Origin of the sequence: Paraburkholderia sp. MM6662-R1 (assembly GCF_050436245.1) — a bacterium.
GTDB classification, from domain to species: Bacteria; Pseudomonadota; Gammaproteobacteria; order Burkholderiales; family Burkholderiaceae; genus Paraburkholderia; species Paraburkholderia tuberum.
This window is the reverse complement of sequence record NZ_JBNDLV010000004.1, coordinates 2076299-2093590: the sequence shown is the minus strand read 5'-3', so window position 1 is coordinate 2093590 and position 17292 is coordinate 2076299. Positions and strand designations below refer to the sequence as shown.

Below are 17292 nucleotides of genomic sequence, written 5' to 3'. Positions count from 1 at the left end.
CCATCGCGCGACGTTGCCGCAGAGCAGCGCGTCGCGATCGCCAAAATTTGCTAACCCGGAGAAGTATTTTGAACAAGAAAATCCTGACCGCCGCTACGCTTGCCGTCTTCGCCTCCGCCGCTCACGCACAAAGCAGCGTCACGCTGTACGGCCTGATCGATGCCGGTATCAGCTACGTGAACAACTCGAAAACGGCCACCGGCCACAGCAGCCTGACCAAGTACGACGACGGCGTCGCGAACGGCAGCCGTTGGGGCCTGCGTGGCACGGAAGACCTCGGTAACGGCCTGAAGGCGCTGTTCGTGTTGGAAAACGGCTTCAACAGCGGGAACGGCACCGCCGGCCAGGGCGGCGCGATGTTCGGGCGCCAGGCGTACGTCGGCGTGTCGCAGAACAACGTCGGCTCGCTGACGTTCGGTCGCCAGTACTCGTTCTCGACCGACTACCTCGGCTCCAACTACGCGACCGGCGGCCAGACCGTCGCGGGCAACTACGCTTACCACATCAACGACGTCGACCAGCTCACGTCGAGCCGTATCAACAACTCGGTCAAGTTCAGCAGCGCGAACTTCTCCGGCCTGACCTTCGGCGCGATGTACGGCTTCTCGAACACGGCAGGCGGCTTTGCCGGCACGCCGGGTACGGGCACGTCCACGGCCCCGGTGGCAGGTTCGTCGCGCGCTTACAGCTTCGGCGCGAACTATGCGAACGGCCCGTTCGGTATCGGCGCGGCGTACACGGACATCCGTTATCCGGGCCAGGCATCGCCGGCCTTCTCGACTTCGTTGGCTAACGTCAGCTTCCCGACGATCGGCAACGGCCAGATCCAGGATCTGCGCACGGTCGGCGTTGGCGGCCGTTACGCATTCGGCCCGGCGACGCTGTGGGCCCTGTACACGAACACGCGCCTCGCACCGATCTCGGGTGGGTCGACCACGTTCGCCGCCTACGAAGCAGGCGCGAAGTACGCGGTCACGCCGGCTATCACGGCAGGCGCGGGCTACACGTACATGCACCTGAGCGGCGCGAACGTCGGTCACTGGAACCAGGTGGACCTGAGCGGCGACTACGCGCTGTCGAAGCGCACGGACGTGTACGTGCTGGGCATCTATCAGATCGCGTCGGGCCGCAACGGCACGCAGGATCTGCAGGCACAGATCGGTTCGAGCACGAGCTACTTCAGCACGTCGGGCGTCGGCGCCGACAACCAGCTGGCGTTCCGTGTCGGTCTGCGTCACAAGTTCTAAGCAGACGGTTCGCGGCAGGGAACATCTGCGTTCCCTGCCTGATTGAATCGATGGAAAGCGCCCTGCGGGGCGCTTTTTCTTTTGCGGCGCGAAATCAGTCGAGCAACGCCGGATTCTCGATCGCGCCCGTCAGCAATTCGACGAACGCCGGATCGAACGCGAGGCCTTCGGGACTGCATGCGATATCGAATAGCTGGGTCAGCTCGATTCCGCTTTGCCGTTTCGGCAACGATATCTGCCAAATATTGTAATTGTCTATAAATATCGTCCACCCCAACATCGGGTCACACGCTTCGATCCCGCGCCCGCGCCGCTCACGCGACACAGCCGGCGCGCCTCCCAATGCCGCCAGAGGACTTCGTCATGAGCATGGACTCCGTCACCACCGCCGACGCGCTCGCGCGGCACACTTCGCGCTCGAGCGTATCGCGGCTGATTCTCGCGACCTCGATCGGCAACGCACTGGAGTTCTACGATCTGGTCGTGTACGGCTACTTCGCGGCCGTGCTGTCGCGCACGTTTTTTCCGGTGCACGACCGCACCGTATCGCTGCTGCTCACGCTCGGCACCTTCGCGCTGTCGTATCTCGCGCGACCGATTGGCGCGCTCGCGCTCGGCTCGTTCAGCGACCGCAAAGGCCGCAAGGCATCGTTGACGCTATCGATTGCGATGATGACGCTCGGCACCAGCATGATCGCGTTGATGCCGTCGTATGCGGCGATCGGCGTGCTCGCGCCGATTGGCGTATTCGCGTCGCGGCTGTTGCAGGGATTCTCGGCGGGCGGCGAGTTCGGCAGTTCGACCGCGTTTCTGATCGAACATGCGCCGGAGCGCAAAGGCTTCATGGCAAGCTGGCAGTTCTCGAGCCAGGGCGCGAGCACGGTGCTGGCGTCGCTGTTCGGCGCGGTGTTGACGAGCACGCTGACGACCGCGCAACTCGAAGGCTGGGGCTGGCGCATTCCGTTCCTGTTCGGCATGCTGATCGGTCCGGTCGGGCTCTACATTCGCCGCCGCATCGACGAAACGCCGGAGTTCGAGCGCGCGGAAAAGTCCGCCGCGCCGGTGCGAGAACTGCTCGCGACGCAAAAGGAACGGGTGCTCGTGTCGATCGGCGTGCTCGTGCTGACCACCACGGCCAACTACATGCTGCTCTACATGCCGACCTACGCGGCGCGGCAGCTCGGACTCGCACCGTCGTCGGGCTTCATCGCGACGCTCGCGGCCGGTCTGATCATGATGATGCTCACGCCGCTCGTCGGTCATCTGTCCGACAAGGTGGGCCGCGTGCGCATCATGCTCGGTGCCGGCGTGCTGTTCTTCGCGACCGTGTATCCCGCCTTCGTGCTGATGAACGCGCGCCCGTCGCTCGGCTCGTTGCTTGCCGCGGTCACGTGGGTCGCGTTGCTGAAGGCGACCTACTTCGCGCCGATTCCGGCCTTGATGTCCGAGTTGTTCCCGACCCGCACGCGCACGACCGGCATGGCGTTCGGCTACAACATCGGCACCACCGTGTTCGGGGGCTTCACGCCGCTCGCCGTTGCCGCGCTGATCGCGGCGACCGGCAATAATCTCGCGCCCGGACTCTATCTGATGCTCGCGGCCATGCTCAGCCTTTTCACCGTGATGTGGGCACGCGTGCGACTGCACGCACGCTGAGTCTCTGCCTCGCGGGCTTCGTTGAACCGACAGGAACTTATCCATGCAAGACCGTTTGCAGCAAGCCGTGCAGTTCGCGGTGGATCATGAATCGCTTTGGGACCGCCATGTGGGTGGCGCATGGGGGGTGCACGTAAACGACCCGCCGCCGTGGAACAGGCTGCTCGGTCCCGTGCATGATCGCGGGCCGGTGTCGGGCGCGATCGCCGTCGACGGCCGCGTGCTGACGAGCTGGGGCGAACCGGATCGCGCCGACCTGACCTTCAGTGTCGCGAAGATGTACCTCGCGCTGCTGGCCGGCGTCGCTCACGATCGCGGCCTGTTGCCCGACGTCGACGAACCGGTGCGCGTGCGCGTACCCGACATCGGCTTCGACGACGAACACAACGCGCCGATCAGCTGGGCGCATCTACTGCAGCAAACGAGCGAATGGCGCGGCACGTACTTCGGTTTGTCGGATCAGGCGGATCACTACCGTGCGGTCAATTTCGCCGCGCCGCCCGATGGCAAAAAAGGCGATCTGCGTCCGCCGCAACCGCCGGGCACGTACTGGGAATACAACGACGTCCGCATCAACCAGTTCTCGCTCGCGCTGCTGCATCTGTTCCGTCAGCCGCTGCCCGAGGTGTTTCGCGAAGCGATCATGCGGCCTTCGGGGGCGAGCGAAAACTGGCAATGGGTCGGCTACGACAATGCGTGGGTCGAAATCGACGGGCGACGCATGCAGTCGGTGCCGGGCGGCACGCACTGGGGCGGCGGCGTATCGGTCAGCGCGAACGATCAGTTGAAGGTCGCACAGATGCTGCTCGACGACGGCGTCGCGAACGGCCAGCGCGTGCTGTCGTCCGAATGGATCGCGCGCATGCGCACGCCGTGCGCGATCGCGCCGTTCTATGGCTACCTCGTGTGGCTCAACACCGGGCGCAAGGTGTTCCCGAACGTGCCGGAGTCGAGCTATTTCGGTGTCGGCGCAGGCAGTTCGTTCACGTGGGTCGAACCGGAGCGGCGCATGACCGTGGTCGTGCGCTGGCTGAATCCGGCCGCGGCGAACGAGTTCTTCGGACTCGTGCTCGACGCGGTCGACAACCTCGGCCAATAGCCATTAGCGGCGCACCTTCCAAGGCAGCTGCGCCGCGAACGCCAACCACAGGTCATAAAAAAATGCGGGCGATGCACGAATGCATCGCCCGCACGGTCATGGGCCGAGCCGTTGCCGTTGCAACGGCGCGTCAGTGCGAATGCCGCGGCACCGCGGAACCTCGACACCCCACGAGGAAGTCGAGGTCGCAACCCTCATCGGCCTGCAGCACGTGATCGATATACAGGCGCCGGTAGCCGCCACCTTCCGGCGGCTGGGGCGGCACATGCTGCGCGAGACGGCGCTCGAGTTCCGCGTCGCTGACATCGAGGTGCAGCGTGCCCGCGTCGCAATCGAGCTCGATCCAGTCGCCGTCCTGCACCGCGGCGAGCGGGCCGCCGGCCGCCGCTTCCGGCGTCACGTGCAGCACCACGGTGCCGTAGGCGGTGCCGCTCATGCGCGCATCGGAAATGCGCACCATGTCCTTCACGCCCTGCCTCAGCAGCTTCGGCGGCAGGCCCATGTTGCCGACTTCGGCCATGCCCGGATAACCCTTCGGCCCGCAGTTCTTCATCACCAGCACCGAATTCGCGTCGACGTCGAGCGTCTCGTCGACGATGCGCGCCTTGTAGTGCTCCAGGTTCTCGAACACGACCGCGCGTCCGCGATGCTTGAGCAACTCGGGTGTCGCCGCCGACGGCTTCAGCACCGCGCCGCGCGGCGCGAGATTGCCGCGCAGCACGCGGATGCCGCCATCGGCGACGAGCGGCTTGTCGAGCGGACGGATCACTTCGTCGTTGGTGTTGGGTGCATCCTTCACGTTGTCCCACAGCGACTTGCCGTTGACCGTCAACGCGTCCGGATGCGGCAGCAGGTTCGCTTCGCCGAGCCGGCGCAGCACGGCCGGCAGGCCGCCCGCGTAATAAAACTCTTCCATCAGGAAACGGCCCGACGGCATCAGGTCGACGATCGTCGGCGTGTCGCGGCCGATGCGCACCCAGTCGTCGAGATCAAGATCGATACCGATGCGCCCTGCGATCGCCTTCAGATGAATCACCGCGTTGGTCGAGCCGCCGATCGCCGCATTGACGCGAATGGCGTTGACGAACGCCTCGCGCGTGAGGATCTTCGACAGCTTCAGGTCTTCGAGCGCCATTTCGACGATCCGGATTCCCGACATATGCGCAAGCACATAGCGGCGCGAGTCGACCGCGGGAATCGCCGCGTTGTGCGGCAGCGACGTGCCGAGCGCCTCGGCCATGCAGGCCATCGTCGACGCGGTGCCCATCGTGTTGCAGGTGCCCGCCGAGCGCGACATGCCCGCCTCGGCCGACAGGAACTGATGCAGATCGATCTCGCCGGCCTTCAGCGATTCGTGCAGCTGCCACACCGCGGTGCCAGAGCCGATGTTCTTGCCGTCGAGCTTGCCGTTCAGCATCGGGCCGCCGGTCACGACGATCGCCGGCACGTCGCAGCTCGCCGCGCCCATCAGCAGCGCGGGGGTCGTCTTGTCGCAGCCGGTCAGCAGCACGACCGCGTCGATCGGATTGCCGCGGATTGCCTCCTCGACATCCATCGCCGCGAGATTGCGCGTGAGCATCGCGGTCGGACGCAGATTCGATTCGCCGTTGGAAAACACCGGGAACTCGACCGGGAAGCCGCCCGCTTCATAGACGCCGCGCTTCACGTGCTCGGCGAGCTTGCGAAAGTGCGCGTTGCACGGCGTCAGCTCGGACCACGTGTTGCAGATACCGATCACGGGACGCCCGTCGAACTCATGATCGGGAATGCCCTGATTCTTCATCCAGCTTCGATACATGAAGCCGTTCTTGTCAGCCGTGCCGAACCACTCGGCCGAGCGCAATTTCCGCTTTTTTTCCGACATACTAGGTCCTTGATGCATGTGCCGGGACCCCTCACCGGCCAATTTGACTGAAGCGGCCCGCCCGACGCTACGGCGCAAGGTTGCCGCTCAGTGTCCAGGGATGGTGAAGTGTACGGAGCGAGTTGATATCTTTCCAATTATATTTTGGGTGATATCGATATCAATTCTGGTATCCACCACAGGGTTCGCGGTGCGGCGCGGCTGGCGATCAGACTGTGCCGGCCTCAGGCGTCGCCGGACGCCCGCTTACGGCCGGCTTTCGGTAGTGCGCCGCGCACGTTCTGCTTCAGATGATTCTGGTTATAGTCGATTGCGGCGCGCACCAGCGCTTTCAGTGCGCGCTCGTCGACCCCGTCGCTCTCGAAGAAGTCGATGGCGCGCCGCGCGTTGCCTTCGAGGCCTGCGTTGAACAAGCCGTCCGGGTCGGCCAGACCCGCGCCATGCGCGAAGGTCAGTTTGACCTTGCCCTTGTGCGCGTTGGCGACCGCGATCATGCCGTCGCGCGACCAGACCGGACTACCCATCCACTTGAATTCCTCGACGATGTCCCGATCCGCTGCGAGCATGCACTGGCGGATGCGAGCGAAGGTCGCGCCGCGCCAGTCGGTGAGTCCCGCGATCAGTTCGCCGATACGTTCGGATGCGTTCATTGGAGTGCGGCCCTCGTAAGCGGGGAAACGAAGCGGTTGAACCGATAGGATGCCGTAACGACTCTGTCATTGTAATCTCCGCCTGGATTCGTGGCTGGCGCACCGCCGTTCCACGAGCGCGCTCAATACGACGACGCGATTTCAAACATCGAACGTACCGCGATACTGCTTATCCGCATCCGGGCATCGCTTCACAGTTTGCCCGCAGGCTGCAGCATCGGACGGAGAAACGACAGGGATCGATGATTCGTCAGGCGCTAGTCGTCGCGTTTCCGAAACGCAGCCTCTCCGGCATCTGACACCTCGACCCACTTCGGATCGGGAGCCGCGCCGGGGACGTAAGTGTCGTTCCAGTTCCACCACTTGTACGGTCGGCTCTGCGGGTAGCCCTCCGGCGAATCCTCCCACGTCTCCTGCCGCCCGAGCGCCGTCATGTCAAGGTAGCTCCAGATCGTGCCCATCGCCTCGTCCCCACGGCCGTTAATGAAGTACGTTCGGAACACCCGCTCGCCGTCCCGGATGAACGCGTTGTGGCCGTGCCATTCGTCCACGCCGAAGTCGGCGTCGAAACTATCGGTGATGGTGTACCAGGGGATCATCTCCCAGCCCATCCGGGTCTTCAGCCGCGCGATATCGGCTTGCGGCGCGCGGGACGCGTACACAAGCGTAGTGTCGCGAGCGTGCAAATGGGCAAGGTGGGAGACCTGATCGGCCCCCAGGGAACAGCCAATGCACGCATGCTCCGGCCACCCGTGCACGCCGGGCTCGAAAAAGGCGCGATAGACGACCAACTGGCGGCGGCCGTTGAACAGGTCGAGCAGGCTTACCCTGCCCTCCGGGCCGTCGAACGCATACGTTTTTTCCACGGCAAACCATGGCATCCGCCGTCGCTCGGCGGCCAGCGCATCGCGGGCACGTGTCAAGGCTTTCTCCTTGACGAGCAGCTGCTCGCGCGCGGCCTCCCACTCTTGCCGCGACACAATCGGTGGTGTCTTCATGGCAAGCTGTCCATCTTTCCCACGCTTCTCAGGTGACTTGATCGTCGTCATCGTAACCTCCGGGTTAGAGCGATGTCCTGTGCGTTCGGGTCGGAAGGCGATTCGCTCACCGGGCATCGCTCGCTACTGATGATGGGGTAGTTTAGGCCGCCGGACATCGAATGATGGGAGTGACAAATGTGACGCGATTCAGGTGCGGCTTGATTCAGAAGGAGCAGCGCTAGTGTAGTGCGTCGTAAATAATGCAACTTAATCGCGATTTGCGAGTCTCCTTCCAGGTGATGAGGGAGAACCCATGAGAATCGCGGCAAAAGTTGAGCTGAGCGAAGGCCAGCGCAAACAATTGGAAACGTGGGCGGCTGGGCGGAGGGTTCCGGTACGACTGGCCGAGCGTGCCAAGATGATATTGCTCGCGGCACTGGGCCACACAGACAAAGAGATCGGTGTGCAGTTGGGTATCTGGCGAGGCACGGTGGCGCGCTGGCGAGCGCGCTTCATCGCGGACGGTGTGGCGGGGATCGAGCGGGACGAGACGCGACCCGGGCGCAAGCCGAAGATCTCTGCGCGCAAGGTCAAGGCCATCGTGGCGATGACCACGCAGCAGCGTCCCGATAACGCGACGCATTGGAGTACGCGCAGCATGGCGGCAGTGGCCGGCGTCAGCGAGGCGAGCGTGAGGCGCATCTGGCAGGCGCATGGACTCAAGCCGCATCGGATAGAAACCTTCAAAGTCTCGAACGACAAGCACTTTGCCGAGAAGCTGGAGGACATCGTCGGCCTTTATCTCGATCCACCTGAGCACGCACTGGTGTTCAGTTGTGACGAGAAGTCCCAGATCCAGGCTCTGGACCGGACCCAGCCTGGCTTGCCGATGAAGCGAGGTCGAGGTCAGACGATGACGCACGATTACAAGCGCAATGGTGTGACGACGTTGTTCGCCGCGATGAACACGCTCGATGGCAGCATCATTGGTCAGTGCCAGACGAAGCATCGTCATCAAGAATGGCTGGGCTTCCTGCGCAAGATCGATCGCAGCACCCCCAAGGGTAGGGAACTACATTTGATTGCCGACAACTACGCCACTCATAAGCATCCCGAGGTGAAGGCGTGGCTGGCCAAGCACCCACGATTTCACATGCATTTCACGCCCACCAGCGCTTCCTGGCTCAATATGGTCGAACGCTTCTTTCGTGATCTGTCCGAGAACCAGCTACGGCGGTCAGCCTTTCGCTCGGTACCCGAGTTGGTCAGCACGATCGAGCAGTACATTGAAAAGCACAATGGTGATCCAAAACCCTTCATCTGGACCGCTAAAGCTTCCGACATTCTGGCGAAAGTCACGCGTGCCCGCACCAAGCTGAATAAGATGCAATCCGTTTGACGCAGACCACTAGCGACCTCGATTCATCGTTGGTCAAAAGGCGATGGAATCCCGTGGGTAGCCAAGCGACCGCTTAGCGGATCGGGGCAGACTATTGTGTCCGCCAACCCATATTCGCCCACCACCAGGAGGTGACGATGAACGCGATCCACGAGCTCTACCCCTATCTGCGCGTGCGCAACTCCGCACGGGCTATCGAGTTCTACGCGCAGGCATTCGGCGGCGTCGAGCAGTTTCGCCTGACCGAGCCAGGCGGCCGCATCGGTCATGCCGAAGTGAAGATCGGTCCCGCGACCGTGATGCTGTCCGATGAATATCCCGAGCACGACATGCTCGGACCGACCGGCGACAGCCGGCCGAGTGTGCTGCTGCATATCCACTGCGACGACGTCGACGAGCTGTTCGCACGAGCGGTTGCAGCGGGCGCAACCGTGGTCCGCCCGCTAACCGATCATTTTTATGGCGAGCGCTCGGCGACCGTGCGCGATCCATTCGGCCACGAATGGATGCTCGGCGCGCAGATCGAAGCGCTCACGCCTGAAGAGATGCAGCGCCGTTACACGGCGCTGTTCGACAGCTAGTGGATTGTTATATTGGGCTCCTCGCGCTTAATCCCCCGATGCGTGAGCTCTTTTTACATCCCGCCGAACGGCTTTTCCACCGTGAGCTTGTTGGTCACCGAAGTCACCCCCGGAACACCCTTCGCGATCTCCGCGACCTGATTGATCTGGGAAACGTCGGTGACCGTGCCGTTCAGCGTCACCGCGCCGCCTTTTGCGATGACGCTTATATTGCCGGCGCTGATCTCCTTGTGCTTGCCGATCGCGGCATACACCTGCCGACGCAGCGCGCGATTGGCTTGCCTCGAGCTGACGGGAGCGGCTGCGCTAGCTGACATCGCAGGTGCGCCCGAAGCTGCACTAGCCGTCTGGCCCGACTGCGACCATGCGTTGCTCGACGCGGCCAGAATCAATATGGCAATCGCCAACGCGCGTGCCTGAATGCTTTTCATCGAATACTCCAGTTGTTATAGGCGACGTAATCAGAAGTTATGGCGGATGCCGACCATGGCCGCCGTGGTGGACATGCCAGGTGCAACCGGGGCGCCATAGACGATGGTCTGGTTCATGGTCCCCCTGTTGTTGACATAACCCACCTGCGCGTAAGCCTTGGTGCGCTGCGACAGGTTGTATTCCGCGCCCACGGCGAACTCGCCCGAATGGTTCGCCGAGTTGTTCTTGTCTTTCAGGTAGTAGTACCCGGACGTGATCTTGAAACGCGGATTGAACTGGTAGCCGAGGCCCCCCGAGATCATTTCGAAGTCCGCGGTGTTGGTATGGGCCGGATTCTTGCCGGCGCCGTACGAGGCCGACACCGAAAATCCGGCGATCGTGTACAACGCACCGAAATAGTAGAAACGGTTGTTCGCAAGCCCGGTCGCGGGGATAGCGGGCGCCGCCGGGTAGGTGATCGGGTACGGGTTGGTATCGTGGCCGTTGTAATACAACGCGGACAGATTCAGACCGTAGTTCGAATACTTGAGCACGGCCGACTCGCGCGTACCGCCCTGGAACTGACCGGCGACGCCGCCCGGCGCGTACTCGAGCGCGAGCGACGCGCCATGGAATTTCGGCGAGTTGTAGACGAGCGCGTTGCTGTCGTACAGCGCGCCGATCGGCGCGTTCGTGCTCGTGCCAGGCCAGCCGGCCGCCTGATTGATGCCCAGCCACGCGGTCAGAACACTGCCGAAATACTGCGCGCCGCGGACGTCGGTTTCCGCCATCGCGTAGATCATCGGAATGATCTGCCGGCCGGCGTCGAAGGTACCGAACGGCCCCGATGCGCCGACCGTCGCGAACTGGTTGAAGATCGCCGTGGTGCCCGGCGTGTCGGACAGACCGAACTTGCCGTTCGTGGTGTTGAACGCGCCCTGCAGCTTGAAGTTGATCTTGTAGCCGCCGCCGATGTCTTCGCTTCCCTTCATACCCCAGAAGCTCGAATAGATACCGCCGTCCTTCAGCTGATAAATTTTGCCCGTGTTCGGCGCGTGCGGCAGAAACGTAGCGGCCGATGTGCTCTGATACAGCAGCCCCGTATCGACTACGCCATAAAGCGTCACTGACGACTGCGCATGAGCCGCGGTGGCGAAAACGGCCAACACGACAGCGCTGCTTGACTTCAACTTCATTGTGTCTCCTTCGCGTACCGGCGGTGGCGCAAAAGCCGATGCTGCGGTCGCTTCAAATGGTTGGTGGTTTTGTGTGCGCCGGGCGTACCCGGTCGCATTGTTGTTGCGTGAATCGAACTGCGTTGCTGCGAAAGCCGTGCGTCAGGGCAGGTAGTAGTTGCCGAACTGATCGCGTAACTGGTTCTTCAGGACCTTGCCTGTTGCGCCGATAGGCACCGTGTCGACGAACACCACTGCATCGGGAGTCCACCAGCGCGCGACCCGGCCGTTGAAGAAGGACAGCAGTTCGTCGCTGGCCAGCTCGCTGCCCGGCTTTTTCACGACCAGCAGCAGCGGCCGTTCGTCCCACTTAGGATGCCGTGCGGCGATACACACTGCCGTCGAGACTTCCGGATGCAGATAAGCGACGTTTTCGATCGCCGCCGAACTGATCCATTCGCCGCCCGACTTGATCACGTCCTTGCTGCGATCGGTGATCTGCATGAAGCCGTGCCGGTCGATCGTCGCGATGTCGCCGGTCGGAAACCAGCCGTCGCACAATGGCGACTCGACGTCGGCGCCGAAGTACTGCTGCGTGACCCAGTGACCGCGCACCTGCAGATCGCCAGCGCTCTCGCCGCCCCACGGCAATTCATTACCGTGGGAGTCGACGATCCGCATGTCGATGCCGAACAGCGCGCGTCCCTGCTTCGCCTGAACCTTATACTGATCTTCCATCGGCAGCGACTGCTGATGCGCCTTGAAGCTGCAGACCGTGCCGATCGGGCTCAATTCGGTCATGCCCCACGCGTGCAGTACCTCCACCCGGTGGCGCTTCTGGAACGCCTCGGTCATCGCGGTCGGACACGGCGCCCCGCCGATCACCGTGCGTCGCATCGACGAGAAGGTCCCGCCCATCGCATCGACATGCGTGAGCAGTCCCTGCCACACCGTCGGCACGCCGGCCGACAGCGTCACGTGTTCCGTTTCGATCAGTTCATAGAGCGACTTGCCGTCGAGCGCCGGCCCCGGAAACACCAGCTTCGCGCCGACCATGCAGGCGATATAGGGCAGTCCCCACGCGTTCACATGGAACATCGGCACGACCGGCAGGATCACGTCGCGCGCGGAACAGTTCAGCGAATCGGGCAGCGCCGCCGCGTAGGTGTGCAGCACGGTCGAACGATGGCTATACAGCACGCCCTTCGGATTGCCGGTGGTGCCCGACGTGTAGCACAGCGACGACGCGCTGTTTTCATCGAGCAGCGGCCATTCGAAAACGTCGTCGTGCAGCTCGAGCAGATCCTCGTAGCACATCAGCATGCCGGTCAGGTCGTTCGCTTGCGGCATGTGCGCGCGATCGGTCATCGCCACGAATACTTTCGGGCTCTTCACCCGGGGCGCGACGCTCTCGATCAACGGCAGAAAGGTCAGGTCGAAGAACACGACACGATCTTCCGCATGCTCGATGATGTACGCGAGCTGGTCGACGTGCAGTCGTGGGTTCAGCGTATGCAGCACGGACCCGGAGCCCGACACCGCGAAATAGAGCTCCATGTGGCGATAGCCGTTCCACGCGAGCGTCGCGACGCGCTCGCCCTGGCCGACGCCGAGCGTCGACAGCGCATTGGCCATACGGCGCGCGCGCTGCGCGAGGTGCCGATACGAATAACGATGGATGTCTCCTTCCACGCGTCGCGACACGATTTCCTGTTCGCCGTGATGGCGCTCCGCGTGCGTGAGCAGCGCGGAAACCAGCAGCGACTGCTGCATCATCAAGCCTTGCATCTTTCCGTCTCCTGATTGGTTGTGGCGTCTCGGGCCCGGCCTACCGGCCTTACGTTGCCGCGCTGCCGGCTCGCGCTTGCGAGGGCGTCGGGTTCGGCGCGTCGAGACTCACCACCACCTTTGAATCCACTATGTCGACCGGGAAGGTCGTCACGCTCAATCCGCCTGTTCCCGCCATGCAGCCCGTGCGCACGTCGAAGCGCAGACCGTGCGCCGGACAGCGCAACATGCAGCCTTCCAGTTGGCCGCTCGACAGCGCGGCCCCGTTGTGCGGACATGAGTTGTCGATGGCGTGAAGCGAGCCTTCGATGTTGAACAGCACGATGCTGCGGCCATCGATGAAGGCCAGCTTGCGCTGGCCCGGCGCGAGCTCGCCGGCAACACCCACCACGATCCGACGCGACATCCCAGACTCCTTCTGATCCGACGCGGGCCGCGTCACATCAGTACCAGGCGGCGAATCAACGTCTCCGCCATCGGCCATTCGCCAAAGCCCGAAGCAGGGTTGAGGTGCCCCACTTCGCCGAGATCGACGAGGCGGCTGCCCCAGTCCTGCGCCATCTCCTGCACCCGCTCGAACCGCCCGAGCGGATCGTTGCGGCTAGCGCCGACGATGCTCGGAAACGGCAGCGGCTTGCGCGGAATCGGCAGCCAGCCGTTCTGCTCGAGCGTGTCCAGCTCCGGATAGCCCGCCGGCATCGGCGTCTCGAGGTCCGCGGGCGCCGCGAGCAGCGCAGCGTGAATCTCGCGCTTGTGCTGCGCCCGCCCATTGCACGGTGCTCATCACGCCAGCGCTATGCGCGACCAGAATGACCGGGCCGTCGATCCGCGCGAGCGTGGCATCGAGCGCCGCGACGCGTGCCGCGCAACTGAGCTTGTCGTGCTCGAGCGGCGGCACCGACAGCGCTTTCGGCAGCCGTTGCTGCAGCAGGGTTTGCCAATGCTCCGCGACGTGGTCACGCAGACCCGGAACCATCAGAATGGTCGGTTTCAATTCGTAATTCATGGGAAGCTACCTGCTAGTTCAGTACGGCTTGTCGCCGACGATGCCGGCGCGCTCCATCTTGCGGTGGCACGGCGGGTAGTCCATCACCGCATAGTGCTGCGTGCTGCGGTTGTCCCAGATCGCGATGCTGTTCTTCTGCCAGCGCCAGCGCACCTGGTACTCGGGGATGTACGCCTGGCTGATCAGATAGCGCAGCAGATCGCCCGCGCCCGGATTCGCGTCCTGCCCGAAGCGCACTCGCTCCGGCGTATGAAAGTTCGTGAAATGGCTCGTGAAAGCGCTCACGAACAGCACCTTCTCCTCCGTTTCCGGATGCGTGCGCACGACCGGATGCTCCGCGTCCGGAAATTGCGCCTTCAGCGCGAGACGCTTTTCGATCGGCATCGCGGCACCGAAGCTCGCCTCGATGCTGTGGCGCGCGCGCAGGTCCGCGATCTGAGCCTTCACGTACGCCGGCAGCTTCTCGTAGGCGAGGACCATGTTCGCCCACATCGTGTCGCCGCCGACGGGCGGACACTCGACGCAGCGCAGCACGGCACCGAACTGCGGCGCTTCGCGCCAGGTGGCGTCGGCATGCCACGCGTTTTCGTAACGGTCGTTGGGCTGATCCGGGGTCTTGTAGATACGCACGAGGCCCGGATTTTCCGGATCGCTGCCCGCGACCGGATGGTCTTCCAGTTCGCCGAAGCGGCGCGCGAACGCCACGTGTTCGGCACGCGTGATGTCCTGGTCGCGCAGGAACAGCACCCGGTGCTTCAGCAGCGCCGAGCGGATTTGGGCAAACAGGCCATCGTCGTAGATAGCGTGGGCGAGATTCACCCCTATCAGTTCGGCGCCGATCGAGCACGTCAGTTGTTCGACTCGCATGGCTAGCTCCTTAGATGACGAAGATCGACGAACCCGTCGTCTTGCGCGACTCCAGATCACGATGGGCTTGCGCCGCATCTTCGAGCGCATAGCGCTGATTCAGCTCGATCTTGATGCGTCCCGAGGCGATGAGCCCGAAGATTTCGCCGGCAAGCTCGTCCTTCTCGGCCGGGTCGGCGATGTAGTCAGCCAGCGCCGGGCGGGTCAGATAGAGCGAGCCTTTCATAGCCAGCAGTTGCGGATTGAACGGCGGGATCGGGCCGGAGGCCGTGCCGACGCAAACCAATAGACCGCGGCGCTTCAGCGAATCGAGCGAAGCCTCGAAGGTGTCTTTGCCGACGCTGTCGAACACGACGTTCACGCCGACGCCATCGGTCAGTTCGCGCACGCGCCTGGCGACGTCTTCGTGGCTGTAGTTGATGATGTGATCGCAGCCGTGCGCGCGGGCCACCTCGCCCTTGGCCTCGTTCGAAACCGTGCCGATCACGGTCAGACCCAGCAGCTTCGCCCATTGCGAAACGATCAGGCCGACACCGCCGGCGGCGGCATGCAGAAGGATCGTGTCGCCCGCCTTGAAGTCGTGAATGCGGCGCATCAGATACGCGCAGGTCAACCCGCGCATGGTCATGCCGGCAGCCGTTTCGCAGTCGATCGCATCGGGCAGCCGGATCAGCGGCGCGGCCGGAATCAGGCGTTCGGTGCTGTACGCGCCGAGCGTGTTGAGGAAGCCCGTGTAAGTCACACGATCGCCCACCGCGACGTTCGTGACGTCCGGGCCAACGGCCTCGACCACGCCCGCGGCCTCCACGCCCATCCCCGCGGGCAGCGGGACCGGATACAGGCCGCTGCGAAAGTAGGTGTCGGCGAAATTGAGGCCCACCGCCTGATGGCGCAGGCGAACCTGACCGGGACCGGGGTTGCCCACTTCGACGTCCTCGTAGCGCAGCACGTCGGGACCACCGGTTTCATAAAAGCGAACTGCCTTTGCCATGTTGACTCTCCAATTCTTTACTTGATCTGCACTTTGCAGAATTCGTTGCGCCAGCGGCGCAGTTACAGGTTCCGTGCTCCGCGCCGTCCGCGCGGCGCCATGCGATGTCAGCGTGCGGCCTGCTCGCGCAGCGTGTTCAGCCGATCCAGATCGCCCGAGTAGTTCCGTTTGCCGATCATGAATGCGGCGGCCGCGACGAGCGGTGCGAACGGCACCAGTTGCAACGCGCCCAGCAGTCCGATCCGATCGGCGATGATTCCCGTGAGAACAGCCGCCGGCGCGAGGCCCAGCAGGTTGTTCGCGAGCGTCAGGGTCGCAAACGCCGAGGCGTGAATCGTCGGCGGCGTGAGGTTCGCCACCATCGCACCCGACGGGCCGCTCGCACCGGCGCAGAAGAACATGCCGGCGCCGATCACGACCAGCTGCCACGGCCCCGCGGGCATCCGCAAGCCAATCGCGAGCAGGACGAAACAGGCGAGGCAGAAGGCGATCGCGGCGCTCCACTTGCGTTCCCGCATGTTCTTGCTGAGCCGGTCGGCGAGGTTTCCGCACACCACCATGCCCACCCCGGTCACCAGCACGAACACCGCCGCGCACATCGCAGCCTTGCCGGTGGCCATGCCGTAATAGCGATTCAGGAAGCTCGGCATCCATGCCCACACAGCGGCGGGAACCAGCAGATGGAGGCCGCTGCCCACATAGGCGCACACCACGGACTTCGTCGAAAACAACCCCTTCATCAGCGCGCGCAGGCTCATGCACATGCCGCGCGATTGCGCCTGCCTCGTCACGCTCGCCGGCTGCAGCGGCACAAGACGCTTTTCGGTGACGACGAGGCGGTAGATCACGACCAGCACGACCCCCATCGCCGCCATGGCGCCGAATGCCGAACGCCAGCCGAGGTGAGCCGCCACCGCGCCGCCGAGCGCCATGCCCAGCACCGAGCCGAACGCGCCGCCCGCCATGAAGGTGCCGGTCAGCGTGGAGCGCAGCCGGACCGGAAAGATGCTCAGAACAACTGCGATACCGACACTGCCATAGGCCGCTTCGCCGATTCCGACAAAGGCACGCGCCAGCAGCAACTGCCCATAGTTCGCCGAGATCGCGCAGCCCACCGTCGCGAGACTCCACATCGCCGCCATCAGCACGATGCTCTTCACGCGGCCCCAGCGGTCGGCCAGAACCGACAGCGGGAACGTGAGCACACCGACCATCAGCGCGACCACGCTGCTGAGCGAACCCAGCTGCGCGTCGGACAGATGCCATGCCGCCTTGAGCGGCGGAAACACGGCATTCAACACTTGCCGCGACATATAGTCGGAAAGCAGCAATCCGACCGTCAACGCAAACACCACCCACGCATAAGCGCGCACGTCCGTCTGAGCTGCCGAAACTTCGCCCGTCGTGGGCGCTGCATGCTGAACGAGCATATTTTGTCTCCTTCCACGCTGACTCCCTGGCGGCCGCCTTGCCCGCATGGGCCGACGACTGTTATGGATTCAGCTATCTGCTCCCCGCTATGCACCGGAAGCGTTAGCCATGAAGCCCGGCCTCGGCCAATGCGCCGGCCCGGGCTCC

Annotated in this window: 16 protein-coding genes and 1 pseudogene; 5 read left to right on the top strand and 12 right to left on the bottom strand. The window is 63.7% G+C overall.

The features are described from left to right. Positions 1-68: 68 nt before the first annotated feature. The gene (locus OKW39_RS39505) at positions 69-1247 is read left to right on the top strand and encodes a porin (protein WP_429565121.1); all 1179 of its coding nucleotides are present in this window, start codon (positions 69-71) and stop codon (positions 1245-1247) included. Positions 1248-1341: 94 nt separating this feature from the next. Here OKW39_RS39505 and OKW39_RS39500 read toward each other — a convergent pair whose 3' ends face one another. Next, the gene (locus OKW39_RS39500; protein ID WP_429565120.1) at positions 1342-1476 is read right to left on the bottom strand and encodes a hypothetical protein; all 135 of its coding nucleotides are present in this window, start codon (positions 1474-1476) and stop codon (positions 1342-1344) included. A 134-nt stretch (positions 1477-1610) separates the two neighbouring features. Here OKW39_RS39500 and OKW39_RS39495 point away from each other — a divergent pair, with 134 nt between their 5' ends. Next, the gene (locus OKW39_RS39495; RefSeq protein WP_429334181.1) at positions 1611-2903 is read left to right on the top strand and encodes an MFS transporter; all 1293 of its coding nucleotides are present in this window, start codon (positions 1611-1613) and stop codon (positions 2901-2903) included. A gap of 43 nt (positions 2904-2946) precedes the next feature. Further along, a complete protein-coding gene (locus OKW39_RS39490) occupies positions 2947-4002 on the top strand; it encodes a serine hydrolase domain-containing protein (protein WP_429565119.1) in 1056 nt (351 codons plus the stop codon). 130 nt (positions 4003-4132) lie between these two features. Here OKW39_RS39490 and OKW39_RS39485 read toward each other — a convergent pair whose 3' ends face one another. The 3 genes from OKW39_RS39485 to OKW39_RS39475 all read right to left on the bottom strand — a co-directional run bounded on the left by OKW39_RS39485 (position 4133) and on the right by OKW39_RS39475 (position 7565). After that, positions 4133-5866: an IlvD/Edd family dehydratase gene (locus tag OKW39_RS39485; protein ID WP_090809494.1), complete on the bottom strand. Its 1734-nt coding sequence runs from the start codon at positions 5864-5866 to the stop codon at positions 4133-4135. Positions 5867-6090: 224 nt separating this feature from the next. Beyond that, positions 6091-6516, bottom strand: a complete 426-nt coding sequence (locus OKW39_RS39480; protein ID WP_429565118.1) for a DUF1801 domain-containing protein — start codon at positions 6514-6516, stop codon at positions 6091-6093. Positions 6517-6773: 257 nt separating this feature from the next. Next, the gene (locus OKW39_RS39475; RefSeq protein ID WP_429334185.1) at positions 6774-7565 is read right to left on the bottom strand and encodes a DUF899 domain-containing protein; all 792 of its coding nucleotides are present in this window, start codon (positions 7563-7565) and stop codon (positions 6774-6776) included. A 244-nt stretch (positions 7566-7809) separates the two neighbouring features. Between OKW39_RS39475 and OKW39_RS39470 the strand changes: the two genes are divergently transcribed. Then, positions 7810-8895: an IS630 family transposase gene (locus tag OKW39_RS39470; RefSeq protein WP_429550962.1), complete on the top strand. Its 1086-nt coding sequence runs from the start codon at positions 7810-7812 to the stop codon at positions 8893-8895. Between the two features lie 137 nt (positions 8896-9032). Further along, the gene (locus tag OKW39_RS39465) at positions 9033-9476 is read left to right on the top strand and encodes a VOC family protein (RefSeq protein ID WP_429565117.1); all 444 of its coding nucleotides are present in this window, start codon (positions 9033-9035) and stop codon (positions 9474-9476) included. Between the two features lie 53 nt (positions 9477-9529). Here the strand turns inward: OKW39_RS39465 and OKW39_RS39460 are convergent, their stop codons facing one another. From OKW39_RS39460 to OKW39_RS39425, 8 genes and pseudogenes are all read right to left on the bottom strand, one after another. Continuing rightward, positions 9530-9907 (bottom strand): BON domain-containing protein, encoded by a 378-nt coding sequence (locus OKW39_RS39460; RefSeq protein ID WP_090809465.1) that lies wholly within the window; start codon positions 9905-9907, stop codon positions 9530-9532. 30 nt (positions 9908-9937) lie between these two features. Further along, positions 9938-11083, bottom strand: coding sequence for a porin (locus tag OKW39_RS39455; RefSeq protein ID WP_429565116.1), 1146 nt, complete (start codon positions 11081-11083; stop codon positions 9938-9940). A gap of 141 nt (positions 11084-11224) precedes the next feature. Beyond that, the gene (locus tag OKW39_RS39450; protein WP_429290864.1) at positions 11225-12850 is read right to left on the bottom strand and encodes a 3-(methylthio)propionyl-CoA ligase; all 1626 of its coding nucleotides are present in this window, start codon (positions 12848-12850) and stop codon (positions 11225-11227) included. Between the two features lie 49 nt (positions 12851-12899). Next, positions 12900-13256: a Rieske (2Fe-2S) protein gene (locus tag OKW39_RS39445; protein ID WP_429565115.1), complete on the bottom strand. Its 357-nt coding sequence runs from the start codon at positions 13254-13256 to the stop codon at positions 12900-12902. Between the two features lie 32 nt (positions 13257-13288). Continuing rightward, positions 13289-13856, bottom strand: a pseudogene (locus tag OKW39_RS39440) (RBBP9/YdeN family alpha/beta hydrolase). A gap of 18 nt (positions 13857-13874) precedes the next feature. Further along, positions 13875-14723, bottom strand: coding sequence for a TauD/TfdA dioxygenase family protein (locus OKW39_RS39435; protein ID WP_429565114.1), 849 nt, complete (start codon positions 14721-14723; stop codon positions 13875-13877). Positions 14724-14733: 10 nt separating this feature from the next. After that, a complete protein-coding gene (locus OKW39_RS39430; protein WP_429565113.1) occupies positions 14734-15714 on the bottom strand; it encodes a quinone oxidoreductase family protein in 981 nt (326 codons plus the stop codon). A 107-nt stretch (positions 15715-15821) separates the two neighbouring features. Next, complete coding sequence (locus tag OKW39_RS39425) at positions 15822-17144, bottom strand: MFS transporter (RefSeq protein ID WP_090809457.1); 1323 nt, start codon at positions 17142-17144, stop codon at positions 15822-15824. Positions 17145-17292 lie beyond the last annotated feature (148 nt).